Source organism: Streptococcus fryi, assembly GCF_053206505.1.
Genome location: NZ_JBRUGW010000001.1, coordinates 109,286 through 134,069 on the forward strand (window position 1 = coordinate 109,286; position 24,784 = coordinate 134,069).

The window sequence follows — 24,784 nt, forward strand, 5'->3', positions numbered from 1 at the left end:
TTTTGCTCAGTCTTTTTGTCATATGTTTCCTAATCAAGAAGTAAAAGGTCTTCATCGGCTTTGAATGGTTCTTTTTCGTTGATACGGTCATAAAACATGATGCCGTTGATATGGTCTATTTCGTGCTGGACGACAATGGCGTTAAAGCCTTTCAGTTTGATACGCTGATTTTGTCCATTTTTATCAGTGTAATCAACGGTAATACGAGCATGTCTGATGACGTAGCCTTCTACAGGTCGGTCAACGGATAAGCACCCTTCACCATCTGCTAGTGCGGCATTTTGAACAGAATGAGAGACAATTTTGGGGTTATACATGATTTCTTGTAAGCTATAGGCTTCTTTGGGTGGGTTACCCTCGGCATCTTCGCTGTTAGGAACCAAAACGGCAATAATACGTTTTGAGATATCTAGTTGTGGGGCAGCTAGACCAACTCCGCCTCGTAGTCCTAATTTTTCAGCCATCACTGGATCTTGAGAATTTTTGAGGAACTGCATCATTTTCTCGCCTAGTAGAATATCTTGGTCGGTGAGTGGCGTTGGAACTGCCTCGGCTTTTTGACGTAAGGTTGGGTTACCTTCTCGGATAATATCGTTCATATCAATTAAATGACTAGGCTTGATTAAACGGTCTTGGATAGACATAGTGTCTCCTTTTCTAAGAGCAGAAAATCTGCTAGGTATTTGTTCATTATGATGTTTTCTTATGCTACTAACTATACCATAAAATAGATTTGAAATAAAGATTTGAGTCGTGTTTTCCTCAGTTATCAGTATGAGGTTCGAGGGAAAGTTATCTGGCTATGAAATACGTTTGTTTGTTTTTAGTTATTCAATGAAACTAAAATATTATATTATTGAGAGATTTTTTATTAAAAAACGGACAAATAGATATTATTTGATAAAAATAATCGAATTTAACTTGAAAAACAATCGTGAAACTGATAGAATATAGTTCTAATTTTAAATCATTAACGAAATAAAAGGGGTTATCATGTCAAGAGAAACAGAGATGATTAAAGATGAGATGCTATATGGTATTGAGGATCAGCCGCCGATGGCTGTTACTATTGTTTTAGCCCTTCAGCATATTTTAGCAGCATTTGCGGGTATTATTGCTGTACCATTAGTGGTATCGTCTGCTATCGGTTTAAGTGTTGAAGATACAACGGTGATGGTTAGTGCAACGATTTTTGTGGCAGGTGTGGCTACTATTATTCAATCTAAGGGTGTCGGTCCTGTTGGGTCACGTGTTTCTGGGATGATGGGGACAGACTTTACTTTTGCTAATCCTGCTATTAGTGTTGGTGCGCAATTTGGCATTGCTGGTATTGTCGGTGCGACTTTGGTTGGTTCTTTGGTTGAGATTTTACTGAGTCGTTTTGTGAAACCCTTGATGGCTTTCTTTCCACCCTTGATTACTGGGACTGTGGTTTCCTTGATTGGGATTACATTATTACCTGTGAGTATGGATTGGGCTGCTGGTGGCTTTGGCTCTCCAGATTATGGTTCTATTGAGAACATTACGATTGCCTTTGCAATTATGGTTTTTACGCTTGCTCTTAGCCATTATGGAAAAGGGATGTGGAAGACAGCTTCAGTGTTTATTGGTATGATTTTCGGCTATGTTTTATGTATTTTCTTAGGCAAGGTCGATTTATCGGTTGTCTCTGATGCGGCATGGTTTGCCTTACCATCTCTGTTACGCTATGGTGTTCGCTTTGATGTGGCATCTATCTTATCTTTTATCCCTGCTTATGTGGTTTCCTTGATTGGAACGGTGGGTATTATGATGGCGATTGGCGAAGCATCTCAAACTAAGGTGTCAAGTGAGCGAGCGGCTAATGGTGTTTTGGCAGATGGTGTAGGGTCTTTCATCGCTGGTTTGTTTGGTGCGGGTCCTAATACAGCCTTTTCGCAAAACGTTGGTCTGATTACCTTGACGAAGGTAGCTAGCCGTCATGTTATGATTGTAGCAGGTTTGATTTTGACTGTTCTCGGTGTTTTTCCGAAACTCAGTGCCTTGATTTCAATCATGCCTCAACCTGTTTTGGGTGGTGTTGGTGTGATTATGTTTGGTCTTGTTGCTGCACAAGGATTGAAAACCTTGTCTCAAATTCATTTGGGTGATAGGGAGTTGCTGATTATTTCGGTTGCCTTTGCCCTCGGTATAGGGGTGACGGTTCGTCCGGAATTGCTGTCTAATCTACCTCTTCCTATCAAAATGGTATTGTCATCAGGGATTTCGACAGGTACACTAGCAGCGTTATTGCTTAATGTTATTTTGACCGAGAAACGCCGATAGGAAGAAAAGGTTGTTTCTTGAGAGAAAAAGTTTAAAAAGGACTGGTATTTTGTTAAGAGATATGATAGAATACTAGAAGCGTAGGTCTTTAAACCCATCCTGTGAGGTGGGAAAGACATCAAGGAAAATGTGAGGCCTATGACTATATTTCGGGCCTTTTTGTGTGCCCAAAAGTGAGGTAATATGGATTTAGAGTTACAAGTTTCCGATGACCATGGTTTGTTGGACTTAGAGGTATCTAAGGTTGATTTGATTTTGGATGTTGACCAAGCTCCACCGCTAGCTAAGGGTATCTTGTTAAGTTTCCAACACGTTTTTGCCATGTTTGGTGCGACAATCTTGGTTCCTTTGATTTTAGGGATGCCTGTATCAGTAGCTTTATTTGCGTCTGGGATTGGGACACTGATTTATCAAGTAGCGACTAGCTTTAAGGTGCCGGTTTATCTAGGGTCGTCTTTTGCTTACATCTCTGCGATGGCGATGGCAAAAGAAGCCATGGGTGGTGATATTTCAGCAGGACAGACAGGGATTTTCTTTGTTGGTTTGATTTATGTCTTCGTATCAGCTTTAGTCAAGATGGCCGGTACAAAATGGATTGATTACCTCCTACCTCCGATTGTTATTGGTCCGATGATTATTGTTATCGGTCTTGGTCTTGCTAATGTAGCTGTTAACAATGCTGGTTTTGTTGCTGATGGTGATTGGAAAAACATGCTGGCTGCTGCAATTACCTTTTTGATTGCTGCTTTTGTCAATACTAAGGCTAAAGGTTTTATGAAAATCATTCCATTCTTAGTGGCTATTGTTGGTGGCTATATCGTCGCAGTGGTTTTGGGATTGGTTGATTTTAAACCGGTTGTGGATGCAGCATGGTTTGAATTACCACATTTTTATCTGCCGTTTAAGACAGGGGTCTTTGCTGATTATCAATTATACTTTGGACCAGAGATGTTGGCCATTCTTCCGATTGCAGTTGTAACGATTGCAGAACATATCGGTGACCACACTGTTTTGGGAGAGATTTGTGGGCGTCAGTTCTTGAAGCAACCTGGCTTGCACCGTACCTTGATTGGTGATGGTGTGGCAACTGCTGTATCTGCCTTGATTGGTGGTCCTGCCAATACAACTTATGGTGAAAACACTGGCGTTATTGGTATGACGCGCATTGCTTCTGTCTCTGTTATCCGCAATGCTGCTTTCATTGCGATTGCCTTTAGCTTCTTTGGTAAATTCACAGCACTTATCTCAACGATTCCAAGTGCTGTTATTGGTGGGATGTCTATCCTCTTGTATGGGGTTATCGCAAGTAATGGTTTGAAAGTCTTGATTGAAGAAAAAGTTGATTTCAAAAAGGTGCGTAACTTGATTATTGCGAGTTCAATGCTCGTTCTTGGTCTTGGTGGTGCCGTCTTGTCAGTAGGCCCTGTGACCTTATCTGGAACAGCTCTCTGTGCCTTGACAGGTATTTTGTTAAATTTGATTTTGCCAAAAGATAAGGCTTAGTTATTATATTGTGAAAAGGGTAAGTAGCTTGTTTCTTATTAAACAGCCTTACTCTTTTTACTTCGCTTGAGAGTTATGATTGACAAAAGTAAAAAACACTGGTAGAATAGCTAATGTCGGAATGACAAAACCAACTTTTTCTTGGTTTTAGGAGAGCCAATCCTAAAACTCGGATCAAGCAAAAAAGGAGAAAAAACATGGCAATCTCAAAAGAGAAAAAAAATGAAATTATTGCTCAATACGCACGTCATGAAGGTGACACTGGTTCAGTAGAAGTTCAAGTAGCTGTTCTTACTTGGGAAATCAACCACTTGAACAACCACATCAAACAACATAAAAAAGACCACGCAACTTATCGTGGTTTGATGAAAAAAATCGGTCACCGTCGTAACTTGTTAGCATACTTGCGTCGTACTGACGTTAACCGTTACCGTGACCTTATCAGCTCACTTGGTCTTCGTCGTTAATCCTAAGACAGATCGGGTGGCGATAGTCACTGAGCAAAAAGAACACCTTGACAGCTTGTCAGGGTGTTTTTGTGTTGGTGTATAATGGTTTTGCATCTTGATGGGGTTCCTTGTGTTTTGGTTGACTACAAGTATACCTCATCGAGGTATTTTTTATACCGTCAAATGGCTAACTTCATTTTAGAATTTTTGTTCTTTTGCTTTAGCAAAGAAAATTAGTGAGACTAGTCTTATCGGCTAGTCTTTTTATCTTGTTTTATGGTAAAATAAGAGGGATACGTGCTGATACAAAGGTGAGTTGAGAATTTGTCTCAGTTGACTTTTGTAGACAACACGTACCTAGAAAAAAGGAGATTTGTTTTTCATGGCAAAACAACAATTTGAAACGACCTTTGCAGGTAAACCTCTTGTGGTTGAAATTGGTCAAGTGGCTAAACAAGCTAATGGTAGTTTGATTGTCCGTTATGGAGAATCAACGGTATTGACAGCGGCGGTGATGTCTAAAAAGATGTCAACAGGAGACTTCTTCCCACTGCAAGTCAACTACGAAGAGAAGATGTACGCAGCTGGAAAATTCCCAGGTGGTTTTAACAAGCGTGAAGGGCGCCCGTCAACAGATGCGACTTTAACAGCTCGTTTGATTGACCGTCCGATTCGTCCTATGTTTGCGGAAGGATTCCGTAATGAAGTCCAAGTCATCAATACAGTCTTATCTTATGATGAAAATGCGAGTGCCCCAATGGCTGCGATGTTTGGGTCATCTCTTGCTTTATCCATTTCGGATATTCCGTTCAATGGTCCGATTGCAGGTGTGCAAGTAGCTTATGTTGATGGTGAGTTTATCATCAACCCGACGGCTGATGAGCAAGAACGCTCAAGCCTTGATTTAACCGTTGCTGGTACAAAAGAAGCCATCAACATGGTTGAGTCTGGGGCTAAAGAATTATCAGAAGAAATCATGCTTGAAGCACTTTTGAAAGGTCATGCCGCTATTCAAGATTTGATTGCTTTCCAAGAAGAGATTGTGGCACAAGTTGGTCAAGAAAAAGCAGATGTTGAGTTGTTGCAAGTTGACGCTGAGTTACAGGCTGAGATTGTGGCTAAGTATAATGCTGATTTGCAACAAGCTGTTCAAGTTGAGGAGAAATTAGCGCGTGAAGCAGCGACAGAGGCTGTTAAAGAGCGTGTCCAAGAAGAATACCAAGAGAAGTTTGCTGACGATGAAAACCTTGACATCATCATGCGTGATGTAGCTGAAATCTTGGAGCAGATGGAACATGCTGAAGTTCGTCGTTTAATCACAGAGGACAAGATTCGTCCTGATGGACGTCGCGTTGATGAAATTCGTCCACTTGAGGCAGAAGTTGATTTCTTGCCAAAAGTGCATGGTTCAGGTCTCTTTACCCGTGGTCAAACGCAAGCCTTGTCAGTATTGACTTTGGCACCAATGGGTGAAGCACAAACCGTTGATGGTTTGGATCCGGAATACAAAAAACGTTTTATGCACCATTACAACTTCCCACAATATTCTGTGGGGTCAACAGGTCGTTACGGAGCGCCAGGTCGTCGTGAGATTGGTCACGGTGCCTTAGGTGAGCGTGCTCTTGAGCAAGTTCTTCCTAGCTTGGAAGAATTCCCGTATGCCATTCGTTTGGTAGCAGAAGTTTTGGAGTCAAACGGGTCATCATCTCAAGCGTCAATCTGTGCGGGAACTCTAGCCTTGATGGCTGGTGGTGTGCCAATTAAGGCACCAGTTGCTGGGATTGCTATGGGCTTGATTTCGGACGGTCAAAATTATACGATTTTGACAGATATTCAAGGTTTGGAAGACCATTTTGGAGATATGGACTTTAAGGTTGCTGGTACTCGTGACGGAATTACAGCTTTACAGATGGATATCAAGATTGAAGGGATTACACCTCAAATTTTAGAAGAAGCTTTGGCTCAAGCCAAGAAGGCTCGTTTTGAAATTTTAGATGTCTTGCATGAAGCAATTCCTGAAGTTCGTCCTGAATTGGCACCGACAGCACCTAAGATTGATACCATCAAGATTGATGTTGATAAAATTAAGATTGTCATTGGTAAGGGTGGCGAAACAATTGACAAGATTATCGCTGCGACAGGCGTTAAGATTGATATTGATGAAGATGGCTTGGTGGCAATCTTCTCTAGTGACCAAGAAGCCATTAATCGTGCTAAGGAAATTATTGCTAACTTGGTGAGAGAAGCTAAGGTTGGTGATGTTTATGAAGCTAAGGTCGTACGTATCGAAAAATTCGGTGCTTTTGTGAATTTATTTGATAAGACAGATGCTTTGGTCCATATTTCAGAATTAGCATGGTCACGTGTCAATCGTGTTGAGGACTTGGTCGCTATTGGTGATGAGGTTACAGTTAAAGTGATTAAGGTTGATGAGAAGGGACGTGTTGATGCGTCAATGAAGGCCTTATTACCTCGTCCACCTAAGCCAGAACGTCCGAAGAAGACAGAAGAGACGGCAGAAGCTTAACAGCTAAATAAGGAGTTGGTAGGGCGATGGGTTTCTTTGACCTCGTCTGCCTCTCCTTTTCATTTTAAAGGAAAGACATATAATGACAGAACAATTAACAACAGAATTGGATAAGCGTTTGAGAGCGTTTATCAATGCGCCAGACAACTTTTTAGATGGGATTGGTTTGGTCAATGCCTTGCATAACTATCCTGTCTTGGCTAGCGAAGCGCCTTACGCCCTTGAAATTAGTGGTCAAAAGGTTGTGCCAGTCTTTACAGATGAGATGGACTTGGAGATGTTTAAGGCTAGTCAAGCTAGTGCTAGAGATCAAAAATGGCTTCATCGTCCGAGCTTAGAGATTTTGGAAGAAGCGATTGTCATGGGCTTATCAGGTCTGGTTTATAATTTGAAAAAAGATGGCGATACGGGTAATTCAACCATTTTCAAAACGTCTGATTTTGTGTCATTTATCAATTATTACACAGGGATTTTGAACAAACTTATGGGTGAACAGAATAAGACGGCAGAAACCTTTGAGCGTTATTACCTTGTGCCAGCATTTGTGACGCAAACGGGTGAAACAACGTCTAATCGCCGTTTCCCAACCATTTCAAACCCTGATGGTGATAGCTATGTGCCAGTCTTTACAAACTTGCAGAGTTTTGCCAAGTGGTACAACAAGGCTGGTTTTGGTGGGGAATTCCGTAAGGAAAAGGGTGCGATTTTGACATGGACATTGCCAAACATCAAGTCTCCGGTTTCTGGTGAGAATTTTATCAAAGGCAGTAAGGGTGTTGTTATTGATCCATTTGATGATGAGATGACCCTTATTGACTGGGATGCGATAACGGCTTAAGGGGCTTTTATGGGTTGGTGGCAAAAGACGATTGCGATTGTAAAAGAAAAAGACCCTGCAGCCAGAAGTACACTTGAGGTCTTATTAACCTATCCTGGTGTTAAGGCATTGGCGGCTCATCGCCTTTCACATTTTTTATGGCAACACCATTTGAAGTTGTTGGCTAGGATGCATAGTCAGTTTTGGCGTTTTTGGACGCAGATTGAAATTCATCCTGGTGCAGAGATAGCTGCGGGCGTCTTTATTGATCACGGTGCAGGACTTGTCATAGGTGAGACAACTATTATTGAAGAAGGTGTCATGTTGTATCATGGTGTAACATTGGGTGGTTCAGGTAAGGATGCTGGTAAGCGTCATCCGACTGTTCGCAGAGGTGCCCTGATTTCTGCGCACGCGCAAGTGATTGGTCCAGTTGAGATTGGTGAATATGCTAAAGTTGGTGCGGCGGCAGTGGTTTTAGCTGATGTGCCTGCCGATGTTACAGTTGTTGGTATGCCTGCTAAGGTAGTCCGTGTGCATGGGCAAAAAGATTTGGGCACCATTCGAACCCTTGAAGAGAAACGAGAAGCCAGCTATTATTCGTCAAAGTTATAGGAGGCAGATATGATTTTAGAAGAATTTGATGGGAGTAGAGGGATTATTGAGCCTGAGATAGCTTCGGATGGTGACGTCTTTGAAGTTTGCGAGACGATTATCATGCCTTTTTCAGGCGATTTATTTGATCAGCTAGTTGCTTCAACGTTTAGTCGCTTGGGTGGTCATCGTTATAATATCAATGGCAGACACTCATGGTATATCTATGAGAAAGAGGGACAAAAAGTTGCTATAATGAAAGCTCTCTTAGGTGGGCCAGCTATTGTTGGCAGTTTAGAGGAATTGAAGGTGCTAGGTTTTAAGAAGTTTATTCTATTTGGTACTTGTGGCGTATTAGATGATACTTTGGCCTCTAACAAATTGATTTTGCCAACGTCGTCTGTACGTGATGAAGGGATTTCTTACCATTATGCTCCTAGTTCTGATGAGATAGGCTACCCGATTGACCATATTCAACGGTTTGCTTCTATTTTAGATAAGCACAATATTGCTTATGTCCCGACAAAGGCATGGACAACAGATGCTATTTTTAGGGAGACGGCTGATAAGGTCAAGCGTCGTAAAGCAATGGGGTGTCAGGTTGTGGATATGGAGTGGTCATCTGTCTGTGCTTGGGCGCTCTTTCGTCAAGCTGAGGTCTATCATTTCTTCTATACATCAGACTATGTTAATCACGAGGGAGAATGGGATCAACGTGAGGGGCATGAGGAGGCAGATTTGCTGACTTTCTTTGACATCGCTTTAAAAATCGCTAAGGAGATAACTAATGATTAAAATTTATGATACATTGACAAGAGAGTTACGTGATTTTGTGCCATTGACAGAAAATCAGGTTAAAATGTATGTTTGTGGGCCAACAGTCTATAACTATATCCATATTGGTAATGCGAGAAGTGTGGTGGCTTTTGACACCATTCGTCGTTATTTTGAATATCGTGGGTATGATGTGACCTACATTTCTAACTTTACCGATGTGGATGATAAGATTATTCGTGCGGCTAATGAGGCAGGTATGACAACCAAGGAATTGTCGGATAAGTTTATTGCTGCCTTTAAAGAAGATGTGTCAAAGTTGGGCGTGAAGCCAGCGACAAAACACCCGCGAGTGATTGACTATATGGATGAAATCATCTCATTTGTCCTTGATTTGATAGCAAAAGGTTATGCTTATGAATCGCAGGGGGATGTTTATTTCCGTGTGGCAAAATCAGAAAACTACGCTAAATTAGCCAATAAAACCCTGTCAGAATTGGAAGCTGGTGCCAGTGGCCGTGTTGATGGTGAGGCTGAGATTAAAGAACATCCCTTTGATTTTGCTCTTTGGAAATCAGCTAAGGCAGGTGAAGTCTCATGGGATAGCCCATGGGGTAAAGGTCGCCCAGGCTGGCATATTGAATGTTCGGTAATGGCAACTGAATTGCTTGGTGATACCATTGATATTCATGGTGGCGGTGCTGACTTAGAGTTTCCTCACCATACCAATGAGATTGCTCAGTCAGAAGCCAAAACAGGTCACACATTCGCTAATTATTGGATGCATAATGCCATGTTGAACATTAATGATGAAAAAATGTCCAAGTCTCTTGGGAATTTTGTGACGGCACATGATATGCTGGAACAGGTTGATGGACAGGTATTGCGTTTCTTCTTGGCGACGCAACATTACCGCAGACCCTTGAACTATACTGACAAGGCTATTCAGGATGCTCAGACGAATCTGAAATATTTGAAAAATACCTTTACGCAACCATTTGTTGAAGGGGGTTCAGATGAGGGGTTATCAGATTATGTAGCTGCCTTTACAACTGCTATGGATGATGATTTTAATGCGGCAAATGGTATCACAGCCATCTTTGACATGGCGAAGTGGATTAACTCGGGACATTACTCAGCAAGTATTAAAGATGCCTTTGGTCAGATGTTGGCTGTTTTTGGCATTGTGTTTGAGGAAGAAGAGTTGGACAGTGAAATTGAGGCTTTGATTGCAGAGCGTCAGGAGGCGCGTGCTAATCGTGATTTTGCTAGAGCTGACCACATCAGAGATGAGTTGCTAGCACGAGGGATCAAGTTACTCGACACCAAGGATGGTGTGAGGTGGACACGTGATTGATGTCAATTTAATTAATGGCATTGCTTTAGCTTTTGAAGGAGATGCCATTTATTCGACCTATGTGCGTAAACATTTGATCATGTCAGGGCAAACAAAGCCTAATCAGCTGCATAAGATGGCTACTCACTATGTGTCAGCCAAAGCTCAGGCTAATCTCATTCAAGCCATGCTTGATAAGCAAATGCTAACGGAAAAAGAAGAGGAAATCTATCGTCGTGGTCGTAATGCAACAAGCTATACCAAAGCCAAAAATGCTGATGTGATCACCTATCGTATGTCAACAGGTTTTGAGGCGGTTATGGGGTATTTACACATGACAGACCAAATTGACCGATTGGAAGAACTGATTACGTGGTGTATCCAATTTATCGATAATTAAACAAAAGGAACTGGTTGTTTTGTCCAGTTCCTTTTTATAGTGTTATGATTTGCTGAGAGAAGCTTTTAGCAATGTCAATCCTGTATAGCTAGCGATGATAACGACTAAAATCTTGAGATTATCAACATCAAGGTGTGACAAGAAGAAGGCTGCGGTCAAGACGCCTAGAATACCTCCGATGATAATACCTAACATCCCTGGCCAACTAATACGGTCAGATTTGATAAATTGCAGAGAGCTTGTTGAGAGCATAATAGCTGCATTTAACATCATAACGGGTAGAGCAATGGCTGGATTGATTCCCATGAGAGAGAAGAAAATCAATTCTGGGGCATAGTTACCAAGTCCCATTGTCAACAACATTCCTACAATGAAGTCGAAAATCATACCGATGATGAGCTTGATACCAGTCAAGCCTCGTACCTCAGTTGAGATGTCAGCACCTGGATTTGTTATCATACGATAAACCATGATACCTGCGGCAATGATGAGTAATATTCCTAAAATGCGTTGAACCATCTTGGTGTTCCAATGTTTTGTGACACGAGTACCTACAAGAGCGCCTAAGAAGGACGCAAAAGCCATACAGACCAGTGTAGTTGTATCCACCTCAACAATGGTGATAAAGAGCAAGGCTTCTAATAAGACAGGGATACCGTGGGCGGTTGCCATTGTGGCAGGGATTTTTCGATCATCTTCGACAAGTTTTGTTGCCTTAAATAAGGTCGTTGTTGTGGCGAAGGTGCCGATACCTAAGGTATCGAGTAAGTCGGTCACATAGCCAATCCAAAAGCCTGTGAAAAAGCGTTCGGTTAATTTCACCTTGTGACGACGAGCATTTTGCAATATAGCCATAAACATCCAAATCATCAGTCCGATGAGAATGAATTGGATGATACGAAGAATAAGTTCATTTGTCATGTAGCTATTATAAGCTAATTGGTATCATTTTGTAAATAAAAAGATTCTGAATTTCCTGTCAATAAGAAAAATTCAGATATTTTATGGGTTGCTTTATAATCGAAATTTGATTACAATAAGGAAAACTAAGGCGTTAGGAGCAAATATGAAACGAGATATTGTGAGAGACATGCTTTTTTTGAGCCAACCATCTGTTGAGGCGACCAAATCTGATGTGGGGGTTGGTCGTGATCTGCTTGATACCTTGACAGCTAATCGTGATAGGTGTGTCGGTTTGGCTGCTAATATGATAGGTGTAAAAAAGAGGGTTATCGTCATCATGCTTGGTCATATGCCTCTAGTTATGTTTAACCCCAAGGTAGAGGTGAAATCTGGACCTTATCAAACTGAGGAGGGTTGCTTGTCCCTAGATGGTAGTCGAGAAACAAAGCGTTATGACTCTTTGACAGTAACTTATACAGACTTGGATTGGGTCACGAAGACCATTACTCTGACAGGTTTTGCGGCACAGATTTGCCAACATGAGTTAGACCATTTGGAAGGAATTTTGATATGATACGTGAGATTTCAAGTGAGGAAGCTCATGCGTTTGCAGAAGGTGTTTTTACTGAACAAGAGAGGCAACAATTGGCCATAAACGATGCCAACTTGAAGAAAGATAATTATAGCTTGGCAGTTTATGTTGATGATGTTATGGCAGGTGTTATTTCTGTCAAAATCACTTGGGAGAATGCTCATGTCAGTGCCTTGGCGGTCGCTGAGCGTTTTCAAGGTCAAGGGTTTGGACGGAAGTTGCTAGATGATATGGAGGCTTGGGCTCGTGACAATGGCTTAACCAGTATCACCCTATCAACCAAATCTTATCAGGCCAAGGATTTTTATCTGAAACAAGGGTATAGCCTATTTGGTCAGTTGGCAGATGTGCCTTTAAGAGGTGTGACGAAGTATCATTTTGTGAAGTATTTGTTATGAATGGCATGATATGTCCTAAACTTGATATTAGTTTGGTAAAATAGACCTATGGAGATAGTATGGTTTGTGATGAGTTTATTGTCGTTGGTCGGTCTAAGGTTGTGGTTGGGTTATTTTAAGCAAAAAGCTCCCTTTGTGCCTTATGTGCCATCTGAGAAGACTTCCTTAGCTGACAAGGTGAATGCTTTTGGTTTTTCAAGTGATGTTGATAGTGCCGTTAAGGCATCTTTGAAGGATTTATCTGGTATTGGCTGGTCTGACTATGTCTTGCGTGATTGTTATTTGACTTATTTATCCCATGAGGTGACGGTAGAAGGGGTCAGTTTGTTAGAACATCAGGCAAGGCGGTTAGGCAGCCCCTTGTTTTTGCAGATGTGGGCGAGAGAATGGCTAGAATCTTCGCCTGAAATAGCTCGTCATCTGCTCATGATCGCCTTAAATACGGTGGGACTGGATAAAGAATTGACGCAGCTTGCAGAAGACATTGAGGATTATTTGTCAGCGATTGCCCCCATAGCCCCAGATAATGTTTTTTGGCAGTTATTAGCTAGAGTGGTTCAAATTGCCTTTCCGGGTAAATCTTTGGCAAAAGGAGGTCAGTTAGCACGGAGGGTTCATCAACTTCGTTATGTGATTAGTCTACAGCAAACTCTTTGGATTCGGCGAGAGTATGGTGGTGGTCGTTCAGATAGAGAGGCCTTGTTGGCCTATCTTGCCGATAAAGATGCTAAAGATACATTTTGTGAGCGACTAGGCTTGCCCACTTGTCGTTCGGATTATGATTTGAGAGAATCAGCTAGACTTCATAATAAGCTTGCCTTTACTAAGGAAAAAGTACCTGTGTCTTCTCTGGCTATCCCTAATATTAAAATCCTCGTTCGGTTTCACAGTGAGTTGATTTTAGATGCGAGGGGCTATTTTGCCAATATCCTCGATGGCTCTGAAAATGGTGTTGTTAATGGGGCAAGTTTCAATTATGCTAATCGTAATGGCAGACGGCATTGGGAGTTGGATATCTTACCTGTGAGTAAGTTTGACCCAGCTTTTCGTAAGCAAGGTTTAAAAACGTCTAGATATCGTTATTATGCGCCAATTAGAGCGTCTAGGTTATCTGCTGTTTGGCAGCAAAAGGCTTGGTTGAGGAGTTATTTTAACCCCAAAGGTCATTATGCACAAGACAAAATGAGTCTATCAGACTTGGTCACTCAACAGAGGAAACGGTTTGCCAAAGAGTTGAGAACAATGAGGAAAGCGGGTCGGTGAGATGGTCTAGCCTTGTATTTTTAGTGTTGTTATCAATGAAACAAACATATCATCAGTGAGGTAAAGCGATGAAAAAAATAGACGTTTTTAATCAAGTGGTATCCATAATGGCAGAAGAATCGTCAACGAAGAAAGATATTAAGGGAGCTAATCCCGAATTATATCGTCAACAGATTGACGAGGCGATGTCTGATGAGGATTTTGTTTTTCTAGTGCAATCCTATCTAGGTAGTTTTGGTGTTCTAGGACATGTTCATTTTAGTGAAATGACGCCAAATCTCCTGCCGTATTGTCGTTTGCGTTATTATGACAATGCTCTGTATGTGACGGACTGTCAGGATGGTCTCGGTTTATCAAAGGGAGATTGCATTACCTCTCTTGATGGCAGGTCTATCGCTGACTGTCAAATGCTTTATAAGGATTTTTTGACCTCTAAAACACCTGAACGTCAGTATAGAAAGTGGTTTCTTTTGTTATGGCGAACCAATGAGATTGGTCTAACGAGACAGGGGAAAGATATAGTGGTATCCTTGACAAAGGATGTGCCACCAGAACTTCCTGAACCACGCTTTGAGTGGCAGCAACTGAATGAACAGACGGTCTATATGGCGATAAGTGATTTTTGGAGTGAGGATAAGCTGTATGCCTTATATGATAATGTTGCTGATGCGATTCAGGAAAGCTCGACGTTAATTATTGATGTTCGTCAGAATACGGGTGGTTCGGATATTCACTTTTTGCCTTTATTAGCCTATGCCTTGCCAGAAGGTTGCGGACTGTCTGATGTGATGGCTGCTGAGGATGATTTTGGCATGGAAATCCTGTACACTGAAAAAAGTGTTGACTTACGTTTACAGATGATTGAGTCACAGTTGTCGAGTCCTGATTTACCAGCAGATGTGCGTGCTTTTTTGGAAGGGTTTAAAGCTAATTTGGAGAAAAATAGAGGCAAAGGCTTTGTTCCTTATGAAAATGATGACGGTTCAGAAGATCCATTTGAAACCATTCGTGGTCAGGCAAAGCCAGAGAAGATTATCGTTTTAAGTGATGTTATGTGTGCTTCTTCTGGTGAAAATTTTGTCTATCTGATGAAGCAATCGCCTAAAGTAACGGTGATAGGACGTCCAACCTTAGGAATTAACGATTATAGCAATATCAACAAAATGCCGATTGATCAGTATGAACTGATTTTTCCAACGTCACGTTCTCAGGCGATTGATGTTGGTAAAGGCATGACTGATAAAGGTGTAGTACCTGATATGCTCGTTCCTTGGACGCCAGAACACTTACAGCATGATGTTGATTTGGAAAAAGCACTAACGTTAATGACAAAAATATAAGAAAAAGTTCACAAAAAGGCTTTACAGAGGATGCTTGTTATGTTATGATAGCAATCAGAAAGGAGGAAAGAGAACATGAATAAGCAAGTTAAGGTTAGAGTAATGTTTTATAGCCTCCTTTGTATTGGTCTTTAGTGAGTCATTATCATAAAGTAGCCATAGAGGAGGAGTGTCCTGCTATGGCTTTTTGTTTGCCTTCTTATCTAAGAAGTATCCAAATAAGGATAGGTTATCTTGATAAAATGGTTGAGCTAGTGTCTACTAGGTTGGCAGACAAAGGAGTGATAAGAGACAGGGGTAAAGTCCCCAATCTCTTAGAAAATGCAGTAATAGCTATTTGACGCAGTGATTGATTAGCCTTTCAACACCCTTCAGAAGAATGGGGGGATTATGCTAGTCAATCGTGCGGGAGTGGGACGACAAAATGGATTTCAATGAAATCACAGGTTTGTCCCGCTCCCTTTTTGTTTGAGAAAGGAGTTAGAATGGTTGGTTTGATATGGACTTATGTCCGAAAACATAAGTGGCGTTATGTGTTAGTTGTCGTCTCTTTAATGGTGTATAATATGAGCTTGGTTTTACCAACCCGCTTGATACAAAGCTTGATAGATGCGATGACGACAGGGACGCTGACCAAGTCTCGCTTATTGACGGTGATTAGCCAGTTAGTAGCGATAACAGTCGTGTCCTATGTATCGGCTTATTTGTGGCACTTGCACCTGTTTAGAGGGTCAACAGCATTTAAGTTTGACTTGCAGGAGCAGGCCTTTAAGAAATTGATTAAGATGCGCCGTCCCTTTTATGATAAGTTTCGCTCAGGAGATATGTTGACGCGTTTCTCCAGTGATACAGAGTCCCTAGAATCCATGGTTGGCTATGGGTTGATGATTTTGTTTTATGGTTTTGGTCTGATTGCCTTTGTCATACCAATGATGTTGCTCATTTCGTGGCAATTGACCTTACTTGCCTTGATTCCTATTTGCACGATGACACTCTGTTTCTATCAGATTGGTCGTCGTCAAGATGACTTGGTTGAGCAAAAAAGAGATGCGGTGGCTAGTCTGAACAATGATGTCTTAGAAATTATTGAGGGCATCCGTGTGACCAGAGCCTACCATAAAAAAGCAGAGCAAGCCAAGGTTTTTCAAGAAAAGGCTGATGCAGTTGCTCGTATGGGCAATCGAGTTAGTATCTATCAATCGCTTTATCTACCCTTGATTCGTTTTTTTGTTGGCCTGTCCTCTGTGTTGATTTTATGGTTTGGTGCTCAAGGCTTGGCAAGCGCCCAGTTGACTTTAGGGCAAATTATCGCTTTGCAACTTTATGTCGTTTCTTTGATTGAGCCATTTGCCATGTTTTCTGATTTGATTTTAGTGTACAAATCAGGGCAGGTATCATTTAATAAGATTCAAGAATTGATTACTACGGGTGATGATTTAGCACCAGATGGTCAGGTAGAGTTGGAGGCTTTTGAGGAACTGGTCTTTGACAATTATAGTTTCACTTATCCTCAGGCTTACAGACCAAGTTTGGAGCAGATTAACCTACGGTTATCAGCAGGTCAAACCCTAGGGATTGTTGGCAAAACAGGTTCTGGGAAGACCACACTGGTTCGTCAATTACTTTGCCAGTATCCCTTTGGTGAAGGGACTTTTACTATCAATGGTCAAGCGGTATCTCATTATCGTCGGCAATCCGTGACCAAGCATATCGCTTATGTGCCACAGGAGCATGTTCTGTTTTCAAAATCTGTCGAAGAAAACATTGCTCTTGGTCGTTCAGGTGCTAGTCAGGAGGAGGTATTACAGGCTATTGATAAAGCTGTTTTTACCAGTGATTTGGAACACATGTCAGACGGTCTTGCGACCTTGGTTGGTGAGCATGGTGTGTCTATCTCTGGTGGGCAGAAACAGCGCTTATCGTTGGCAAGAGCCTTTCTTTGAGAAGCTTCTCTTCTGATTTTGGATGATTCCCTGTCGGCAGTTGATGCTAAGACGGAGCGAGCGATTATTGAACAACTAAAGGTTGAAGGTACTGGTCAGACGACTGTGATTGTTACTCATCGCTTGTCGGCTGTCCATCATGCTGACCATGTCATTGTCATGGATGATGGGCGTATCATTGAAGAAGGTAGTCCGACAGATTTGTTGGCGTTAAAAGGCTGGTATTTTGAGCAGTATCAACGCCAACAGGTGCAGAATGAGAGCGGAAAGGAGGTGTAGGATGCTGATTTTAAAACGTTTATTGAAAGATGTTGGAAAGGTTAAGGTCTATTTCTTTGGGGGCTTGTTCCTGCTCTTGTTGGCAACGGCAGGTGATCAGTTGTCTCCCTTGTACTTTCAGACCATTATTGATGGCTCTTTGACCAGTCTTTCTAAAGGAGAGGCGGTTTTAGAAGGAGTTTTATTGAGGCAGTTAGCGACCTACCTCCTCTTGATTTTGGGGGCGAAAACCGTTTTCTTGTTAGCCAAGTTTGCTTTTGCTTACTGTGCCAATCGTATTGCGAGTTTGCAGCGTCAAGAGGCTTATCGGGTCATGCAGAACTTGCCCATTGCTTATTTTGATGACAAACCTGCTGGTAAGATAGCCACACGGATTGTTAATGACACAGAAAACTTGAGTGCCCAGTTCTATGGCGCCTTGCTGTCTCAAATCTTTGTCATGGTGGTACAGACGACCGTGATTTACGTTATTATTTTTCGATTGAACTGGCAGTTAGGACTTGCATTGTTATTACTATTTCCTTTTTTCCTTGTTTGGCAATGGCTATATAATCGTTTAACACATCATCAGGTTAAGGATTTTTATGCTGGGCGGGCAGAATTGAATAACCTTATCAATGAAGCTATGCACGGTGCTGAAATCTTGCAGTTATACGACCAAGAAGAAATGGTCATGGGAGAGTTCTACCAGTCGGCTGGCAAGATGAGGGATGCAGACAACGCCTTGATCTTTGTGTATTCAACAGTGTCATGGTCTTTGACAGAACTGTTTAAGTATTTAGTGATTGCAGGTATTTTAACTTACGTTGGTTTTCAGTTTCTAGGGGGTTATCTGGAGGCTAGTCCTGGTCGTATCTTTGTCTATCTGACTTATGTGACCATTTTATTTGACTTGTTGGGGGGCTTGGTGAGGCAATTGCCGAATATTCAGCGTTCCCTTGAGACAGGTCGTCGTGTCATGGAACTCTTGTCGGCGGAAACAGAGAGCGATGCTTCTGCTAGCATAGAGGTCAGTCAAGGTCAGGTAGTCTTTGATAAGGTGGGTTTTTCATATATTGAAGGGCAGCCTGTCTTGTCTGATATTTCCTTTACAGTTAATAAAGGTGAAACCTTAGCGCTTGTCGGTCATACGGGGTCTGGCAAATCGTCTATCATGAACCTGCTTTATCGCTTTTATGAGGCTCAAGAAGGAGATATTCGGATTGATGGTCAGTCGATTAGGGACTACTCGCGTGAGAGCTTGCGTCAGCACATGGGCATTGTCTTACAAGACCCGTACTTATTTACAGGAACGGTTGCTAGTAATGTGACCATGGGACGTAGGGATAAGACAGATGAGGAGGTCATTGCGGCTTTAGAAAAGGTTGGTGGGGCTGCCATGTTGGCCCGTTTGGAAAAAGGTATCCACGAACCTGTTGTTGAAAAAGGCTCTAGCTTTTCATCTGGTGAACGCCAGTTGATTTCCTTTGCGCGTACGCTGCTTGCTGATCCAAGTATCCTCATCTTAGATGAGGCGACATCCCACATTGATACTGAGACAGAGGAGCTCATTCAGCAAGCCATGTCTGTGGTCAAGGAGGGGCGGACGACCTTTATCATCGCCCACCGCTTATCAACCATTCAAAATGCCGATCAGATTTTGGTGTTGGATGCAGGTCGGATTGTCGAGCGAGGCACTCACACAGAACTCCTTGCTCAAAATGGCCGCTACGCCCACATGCACCGCATTCAACAAAAGGTTGGGGTGTAGGGGGAATACCACAGAAACAAGAAAAGCCCCCGTGTTTATTAGGGGGCAATTTTTTAAAAATGTGATACAGACAGATAAACGCTTTAACGCCCCTGTTCCACAAGAGTTATTGAGCGAATAGGTAAAACTCAACGATTCATCATCAGGAGAAAAATTGGAAACCATCATCAAAGATTATTGGCAACAGTTTAAAACGGGGTATAAAGAACGCTATCAGAAAGTCTTTTTTAGTGACGTGAGTCATTACCATCAGACGAAACCTTTTGTCGAGCGGTTGCAACAGTTTTTAACAGACTTATTCTTTTTAACGATTTACAACCCAATCCCTACACCATGGCCTATCCTATCATGCTTACTATTTAGTTCCTTGATGGCACTCCAAAGCTCACTTTCTGCTGGTGTGAGAACAAAGTAGTGGTCAAAGAGCATCATACCAATTTCGCGAATGAGCCATTTGACACGTAAGGCAATCTTCAGATGGCTAATCCTATCTGTTGAGATGTCCTCCAAACATTCCGTGATACGCTGCTGAGATAAGCGATGCCCTTGGTCTGTGTAAGCTGAAAAAGCATTTTGAAATGCAGTCACTAAAGCAATGATATCTTGATGATAGGTATCTGCTTGCTTTGGTGTTTTTTGTTTTGACAAGAAACGAAAAATCATAATATCCCTCCTCAGTCTTGATAGTGAAAATAAATTGGTGTTTTACTGACCTTTATCATGTCAAAGGATTCGTTATTGACCTTATAGACATAATGCTTAAAGTTCTCAAGTTGGTAGATGTCATTTCCGATAGAGATGACCTGTGTGTCAGGATTGTAACTGTGGTCCGTAGTCCTTATCACATCACCCATGTGATATTCTGTTAGTTGACCGTCTTTGTAGGAGTGAGTGATTAGCATACTGCCAGTTTTACATTGGAAGGTGCCTTTTAAGTCTCTAGTATAAAACTCATAAGGTTTTGAAAAGCCCCAGAGCATAAGACAAATCAGTAAAAAACTGATGATAGATATAAAAATAGACTTTTTTGTCATCATGAGGACCTCCCTTTTTATAATAATATTATATCAAATCCCGACATCTTTTGTCCATTTGTATACGGCTAAGATTTCTCGCTTTTCATCTTATCGACAGTCGCATTTTGTCTAAGGTCTTGCTTTATGGTAAAATAAAGTCAAACACATCAACGGGTGGTTTGGGGGTTAATATGTCAGAGATGTTTAGTAAACTGATGGAACAGATTGAGATGCCGAGAGAACAAGTCCTTTCGGAGTTTTTTCAGTCTGCGGATATTAAGGAAGTCAAGGTACACTCGATTAGTCGTTTATGGGAGTTTACCCTCCAGTTTGACCAGATATTGCCCCTAGAGCTATATGTTGCCTTGGTCAATCGACTGAAAGATAGCTTCGAGAAGCTAGACATTAAAGCGACCTGTCGTATTCTTGTTGAGCATCCTGTTATCACAGCAGAGTTGCTATCAGCTTATTACAAGCAAGCTTTTGAAGAACCATTGTGTGCCAGCAGCAGTTTTAAGGCGACCTTTTCACAGTTACAGGTGACTTATGATGGGGAAGTCGTGACCATTCATGCACCAGCCTTTGTTAATAATGACCATTTTAAGAAAAATCACATTCCTAATCTAGTCAAACAGCTGTCTCTCTTTGGCTTTGGTGATTTATCCGTTCAAGTGGTATCAGATGAGGTAAAAACACAGGAAGTTGCCGCACAAGTTGAGGCAGTACGTGAAACCATTATGACCCAGGCCAATGAGCAAGCGATTGAGGCTCAAAAATCATTGGAAGCTAGTATGCCACCTGAGGTGGAACAGTCTCCCGCACCTCAGTTTGACTACAAAGAACGCCAACAAGCGAGACAAGCTAGTTTTGATAAGGCCGACATCACCCCCATGGTTGAAGTTACTACGGAGGAAAATCGTCTTGTCTTTGAGGGGATGGTTTTTGATGTTGAGAAAAAGACGACACGCACTGGGCGCCACATCATTTCCTTTAAGATGACGGATTACACCTCAAGCTTTGCCATGCAAAAATGGGCGAAAGATGAGGCTGAATTAAAGAAATATGATATGGTTAGCAAAGGCGCTTGGATCAGAGTGCGTGGTAATGTTGAGTATAACCAATTTGCCAAGACCTTGATGATGAATGTTCAAGATGTCAAAGAGATTGCCCACATTGAACGCAAGGACTTGATGCCTGACGGTGAGAAACGTGTGGAGTTCCACGCGCATACAAACATGTCAACCATGGATGCTCTGCCGACTGTTGAAGCTCTCATTGCCAAAGCTGCCAAGTGGGGCCATAAGGCAGTTGCCATTACTGACCATGGTAATGTTCAGAGTTTTCCACATGGTTATCATGCTGCTCGCAAGGCAGGAATAAAGGCTATTTTTGGTTTGGAGGCCAATATCGTTGAGGATAGGGTACCTATTACATATAACGAAGTTGACCAAGACTTATCTGAGGCGACTTATGTGGTTTTTGACGTTGAGACGACAGGCCTTTCAGCGGTCAACAACGCCTTGATACAGATTGCTGCTTCCAAGATGCACAAGGGCAATATCATCGCACAATTTGATGAATTTATTGACCCAGGTCATCCTTTATCTGCCTTTACCACTGAACTGACAGGTATTACAGATAATCATTTAAAGGGAGCTAAACCTCTTTTACAGGTTTTAGAAGAATTTCAGGCTTTCTGTCAAGGAACGGTTTTGGTAGCCCATAATGCGACGTTTGACGTTGGTTTTATGAATGCCAACTATAAGCGCCTCCAACTACCTGTGATTTCCCAACCTGTTATTGATACCTTGGAGTTTGCTCGTAACCTCTATCCAGAATATAAACGTCATGGTCTAGGGCCTTTGACCAAGCGTTTTGGTGTTTCGCTTGAACATCACCACATGGCTAATTATGACGCCGAAGCTACTGGACGTCTGCTCTTTATCTTCATTAAAGAAGCTAAGGAAAACCGTCAGGTGACCAATCTGTTAGAATTAAATACACATCTAGTCGATGACAATTCGTATAAAAAAGCGCGTGTCAAACATGCCACTATCTACGTTCAAAATCAGATAGGGCTGAAAAATATGTTCAAATTAGTGACCTTATCAAATGTGACTTATTTTGAAGGTGTAGCTCGGATTCCGAGGTCTGTGCTTGATGCTCATAGGGAAGGGTTGTTGTTGGGAACTGCTTGTTCAGAGGGAGAGGTTTTTGATACCCTTTTATCGTCAGGAATTGACCAAGCTACAGAAGTGGCTAAGTATTATGATTTCATTGAAATCATGCCACCAGCCCTCTACGAACCTTTGATTGTGAGAGAATTGATTGCTGACCATGATGGTGTTCGTCAAATCATCAGAGATTTGATTGAGATTGGACGTCGCTTGGATAAGCCTGTTTTAGCAACAGGTAATGTGCATTATTTGGAGCCAGAAGACGAGATTTACCGTGAGATTATTGTGCGTAGTCTAGGTCAAGGAGCTATGATTAACCGTACTATTGGACGTGGGGAGGATGCTAAGCCAGCTCCGTTACCGAAAGCACATTTCAGAACGACCAATGAGATGTTAGATGAGTTTTCTTTTTTAGGTCAGGACTTGGCTTATGAAGTTGTTATAACCAACACCAACGCCATGGTTGAGCGTTTTGAAGAGGTCGAGGTGGTCAAAAAAGACCTCTACACTCCGTACATTGAGAAGGCTGAGGAAACCGTTGCTGAATTGACCTATCAAAAGGCCTTTGAGATATATGGCAATCCCTTGCCAGATATCATCGATTTAAGGATTGAAAAAGAGCTGACATCAATCTTGGGTAATGGGTTTGCCGTGATTTATCTAGCTTCTCAGATGTTGGTCAATCGCTCCAATGAACGTGGTTACCTAGTTGGTTCACGTGGGTCTGTGGGGTCTAGTTTTGTAGCGACCATGATTGGTATTACAGAGGTTAATCCCATGCCACCCCACTATGTTTGTCCGTCTTGTCAACATTCGGAGTTCATTACTGATGGTTCTGTCGGTTCTGGTTATGATTTACCAGATAAACAGTGTACGCAGTGTGGTACCAAGTATAAAAAAGATGGTCAGGACATTCCGTTTGAAACCTTCTTAGGTTTTGATGGGGATAAAGTGCCCGATATTGATTTGAACTTTTCGGGAGATGACCAACCGAGTGCCCATTTGGATGTGCGTGATATTTTTGGTGAACAATACGCTTTTAGGGCTGGTACAGTAGGTACGGTAGCGGATAAGACGGCGTATGGTTTTGTTCGAGGCTATGAACGAGACTATGGCAAATATTATCCAGAAGCAGAAGTTGATCGTCTTTCGAAAGGAGCAGCGGGAGTCAAACGGACAACAGGACAGCACCCAGGTGGGATTGTTGTTATTCCAGACTACATGGACGTGTTTGATTTCACACCTGTTCAATACCCAGCTGATGACTTATCAGCGGAATGGCAAACGACTCATTTCAACTTCCATGATATTGACGAAAACGTTTTGAAACTTGATGTTCTGGGACATGATGATCCGACCATGGTTCGTAAATTGCAGGATTTATCAGGGATTGATCCTAAGGATATTCCAGCTGATGACCCAGGTGTTATGGCCTTGTTCTCTGGGACAGAGATTTTAGGTGTGACTCCAGAGCAGATTGGTACACCGACAGGGATGCTCGGTATTCCTGAGTTTGGGACAAACTTTGTTCGGGGCATGGTTGATGAGACACATCCAACGACTTTTGCTGAGTTATTGCAGTTATCGGGTCTATCACACGGAACGGATGTTTGGCTAGGCAATGCACAGGATTTGATTAAGGCAGGGACAGCGACCTTGAAGACGGTTATTGGTTGTCGTGATGATATCATGGTTTACCTCATGCACGCAGGTCTTCAACCGAAGATGGCCTTTAACATCATGGAGCGTGTGCGTAAAGGCTTGTGGCTCAAGATTTCCGAAGAAGAGCGTGAGGGCTATATCCAAGCCATGAGAGATAACAAGGTGCCCGACTGGTACATTGAATCTTGTGGGAAAATCAAGTACATGTTCCCCAAAGCCCATGCCGCGGCCTATGTTCTGATGGCTTTGAGAGTAGCTTATTTCAAGGTTCATCACCCGATATACTATTATTGTGCCTACTTCTCTATTCGTGCTAAGGCTTTTGAACTGCGTACCATGAGTGCTGGGCTAGAAGCTGTCAAAGCGCGCATGGCCGATATTGCCGAGAAAAAGAAAAACAACGAGGCTTCCAATGTGGAACAAGACCTGTTCACGACGCTGGAGATTGTCAACGAGATGTTAGAGCGTGGGTTCAAGTTTGGACAACTTGACCTTTACAAGAGTGATGCGGTTGAATTCCTCATTGAAGGTGATACCTTGATACCACCGTTTGTGGCGATGGAAGGTTTGGGAGAGAACGTTGCTAAGCAGTTAGTTCGTGCACGTGCCGAAGGCGAGTTCTTATCTAAAACAGAACTCCGTAAACGAGGTGGGCTATCAACGACCCTTGTGGAAAAATTTGCAGATATGGGCATACTAGGTAATCTCCCAGAAGATAACCAACTAAGCCTATTCGATGATTTGTTTTAGGTAGAAA

The 24,784-nt window shown here is 42.2% G+C and carries 19 protein-coding genes and 1 pseudogene; 16 read left to right on the forward strand and 4 right to left on the reverse strand.

Features of this window, described 5'->3' with window-relative positions; translation table 11 throughout:
• Nucleotides 1-29 precede the first annotated feature (29 nt).
• Nucleotides 30-644 carry a peptide deformylase gene (def, locus tag ACVRZH_RS00660; RefSeq protein WP_447453400.1) on the reverse strand — a complete coding sequence of 205 codons (615 nt, stop codon included), beginning with the start codon at nt 642-644 and terminating at the stop codon, nt 30-32.
• A 349-nt stretch (nt 645-993) separates the two neighbouring features.
• Between def and ACVRZH_RS00665 the strand changes: the two genes are divergently transcribed.
• The 9 genes from ACVRZH_RS00665 to ACVRZH_RS00705 all read left to right on the forward strand — a co-directional run bounded on the left by ACVRZH_RS00665 (nt 994) and on the right by ACVRZH_RS00705 (nt 10,704).
• Entirely contained in the window at nt 994-2,304 is a 1,311-nt protein-coding gene (locus tag ACVRZH_RS00665) for a nucleobase:cation symporter-2 family protein (protein WP_447453401.1), read from the forward strand.
• 183 nt (nt 2,305-2,487) lie between these two features.
• Nucleotides 2,488-3,807 (forward strand): uracil-xanthine permease family protein, encoded by a 1,320-nt coding sequence (locus ACVRZH_RS00670; RefSeq protein WP_447453402.1) that lies wholly within the window; start codon nt 2,488-2,490, stop codon nt 3,805-3,807.
• A 197-nt stretch (nt 3,808-4,004) separates the two neighbouring features.
• On the forward strand, nt 4,005-4,274 hold the full coding sequence (gene rpsO / locus ACVRZH_RS00675; protein WP_447453403.1) for a 30S ribosomal protein S15: 270 nt from the start codon (nt 4,005-4,007) through the stop codon (nt 4,272-4,274).
• Nucleotides 4,275-4,638: 364 nt separating this feature from the next.
• The gene (pnp, locus tag ACVRZH_RS00680) at nt 4,639-6,783 is read left to right on the forward strand and encodes a polyribonucleotide nucleotidyltransferase (protein ID WP_447453404.1); all 2,145 of its coding nucleotides are present in this window, start codon (nt 4,639-4,641) and stop codon (nt 6,781-6,783) included.
• A gap of 82 nt (nt 6,784-6,865) precedes the next feature.
• Nucleotides 6,866-7,621, forward strand: coding sequence for an SseB family protein (locus ACVRZH_RS00685; RefSeq protein WP_447453405.1), 756 nt, complete (start codon nt 6,866-6,868; stop codon nt 7,619-7,621).
• A 9-nt stretch (nt 7,622-7,630) separates the two neighbouring features.
• The gene (gene cysE, locus ACVRZH_RS00690; RefSeq protein WP_447453406.1) at nt 7,631-8,215 is read left to right on the forward strand and encodes a serine O-acetyltransferase; all 585 of its coding nucleotides are present in this window, start codon (nt 7,631-7,633) and stop codon (nt 8,213-8,215) included.
• 9 nt (nt 8,216-8,224) lie between these two features.
• Entirely contained in the window at nt 8,225-8,989 is a 765-nt protein-coding gene (locus ACVRZH_RS00695; RefSeq protein ID WP_447453407.1) for a nucleoside phosphorylase, read from the forward strand.
• Complete coding sequence (gene cysS, locus ACVRZH_RS00700) at nt 8,982-10,325, forward strand: cysteine--tRNA ligase (protein ID WP_447453408.1); 1,344 nt, start codon at nt 8,982-8,984, stop codon at nt 10,323-10,325. Before ACVRZH_RS00695 ends, cysS begins: the two co-directional genes overlap by 8 nt.
• Nucleotides 10,318-10,704 (forward strand): Mini-ribonuclease 3, encoded by a 387-nt coding sequence (locus tag ACVRZH_RS00705; RefSeq protein ID WP_447453409.1) that lies wholly within the window; start codon nt 10,318-10,320, stop codon nt 10,702-10,704. Before cysS ends, ACVRZH_RS00705 begins: the two co-directional genes overlap by 8 nt.
• Nucleotides 10,705-10,746: 42 nt before the next feature.
• On the opposite strand, the gene ACVRZH_RS00710 is transcribed toward ACVRZH_RS00705, so the two are convergent.
• Nucleotides 10,747-11,625 carry a TSUP family transporter gene (locus ACVRZH_RS00710; RefSeq protein ID WP_447453410.1) on the reverse strand — a complete coding sequence of 293 codons (879 nt, stop codon included), beginning with the start codon at nt 11,623-11,625 and terminating at the stop codon, nt 10,747-10,749.
• A gap of 145 nt (nt 11,626-11,770) precedes the next feature.
• Here ACVRZH_RS00710 and ACVRZH_RS00715 point away from each other — a divergent pair, with 145 nt between their 5' ends.
• The 6 genes and pseudogenes from ACVRZH_RS00715 (at nt 11,771) to ACVRZH_RS00740 (ending at nt 19,172) form a co-directional block, all read left to right on the forward strand.
• Nucleotides 11,771-12,181, forward strand: coding sequence for a peptide deformylase (locus ACVRZH_RS00715; RefSeq protein ID WP_447453411.1), 411 nt, complete (start codon nt 11,771-11,773; stop codon nt 12,179-12,181).
• Nucleotides 12,178-12,597, forward strand: a complete 420-nt coding sequence (locus ACVRZH_RS00720) for a GNAT family N-acetyltransferase (RefSeq protein WP_447453412.1) — start codon at nt 12,178-12,180, stop codon at nt 12,595-12,597. Before ACVRZH_RS00715 ends, ACVRZH_RS00720 begins: the two co-directional genes overlap by 4 nt.
• A 69-nt stretch (nt 12,598-12,666) precedes the next feature.
• A complete protein-coding gene (locus ACVRZH_RS00725) occupies nt 12,667-13,860 on the forward strand; it encodes a DUF3114 domain-containing protein (RefSeq protein WP_447453431.1) in 1,194 nt (397 codons plus the stop codon).
• Between the two features lie 68 nt (nt 13,861-13,928).
• On the forward strand, nt 13,929-15,200 hold the full coding sequence (locus tag ACVRZH_RS00730; protein WP_447453413.1) for a S41 family peptidase: 1,272 nt from the start codon (nt 13,929-13,931) through the stop codon (nt 15,198-15,200).
• A 485-nt stretch (nt 15,201-15,685) separates the two neighbouring features.
• A pseudogene (locus ACVRZH_RS00735) lies at nt 15,686-17,422 on the forward strand (ABC transporter ATP-binding protein).
• Nucleotide 17,423: 1 nt separating this feature from the next.
• Nucleotides 17,424-19,172 carry an ABC transporter ATP-binding protein gene (locus tag ACVRZH_RS00740; RefSeq protein WP_447453414.1) on the forward strand — a complete coding sequence of 583 codons (1,749 nt, stop codon included), beginning with the start codon at nt 17,424-17,426 and terminating at the stop codon, nt 19,170-19,172.
• A gap of 312 nt (nt 19,173-19,484) precedes the next feature.
• Here ACVRZH_RS00740 and ACVRZH_RS00745 read toward each other — a convergent pair whose 3' ends face one another.
• Both ACVRZH_RS00745 and ACVRZH_RS00750 read right to left on the reverse strand, forming a co-directional pair.
• The gene (locus tag ACVRZH_RS00745) at nt 19,485-19,835 is read right to left on the reverse strand and encodes a hypothetical protein (protein ID WP_447453415.1); all 351 of its coding nucleotides are present in this window, start codon (nt 19,833-19,835) and stop codon (nt 19,485-19,487) included.
• Nucleotides 19,836-19,846: 11 nt separating this feature from the next.
• Nucleotides 19,847-20,209, reverse strand: a complete 363-nt coding sequence (locus ACVRZH_RS00750; protein WP_447453416.1) for a hypothetical protein — start codon at nt 20,207-20,209, stop codon at nt 19,847-19,849.
• Between the two features lie 170 nt (nt 20,210-20,379).
• On the opposite strand from ACVRZH_RS00750, the gene ACVRZH_RS00755 reads away from it, so the two are divergent.
• Nucleotides 20,380-24,777 (forward strand): PolC-type DNA polymerase III, encoded by a 4,398-nt coding sequence (locus ACVRZH_RS00755; protein WP_447453417.1) that lies wholly within the window; start codon nt 20,380-20,382, stop codon nt 24,775-24,777.
• Nucleotides 24,778-24,784 lie beyond the last annotated feature (7 nt).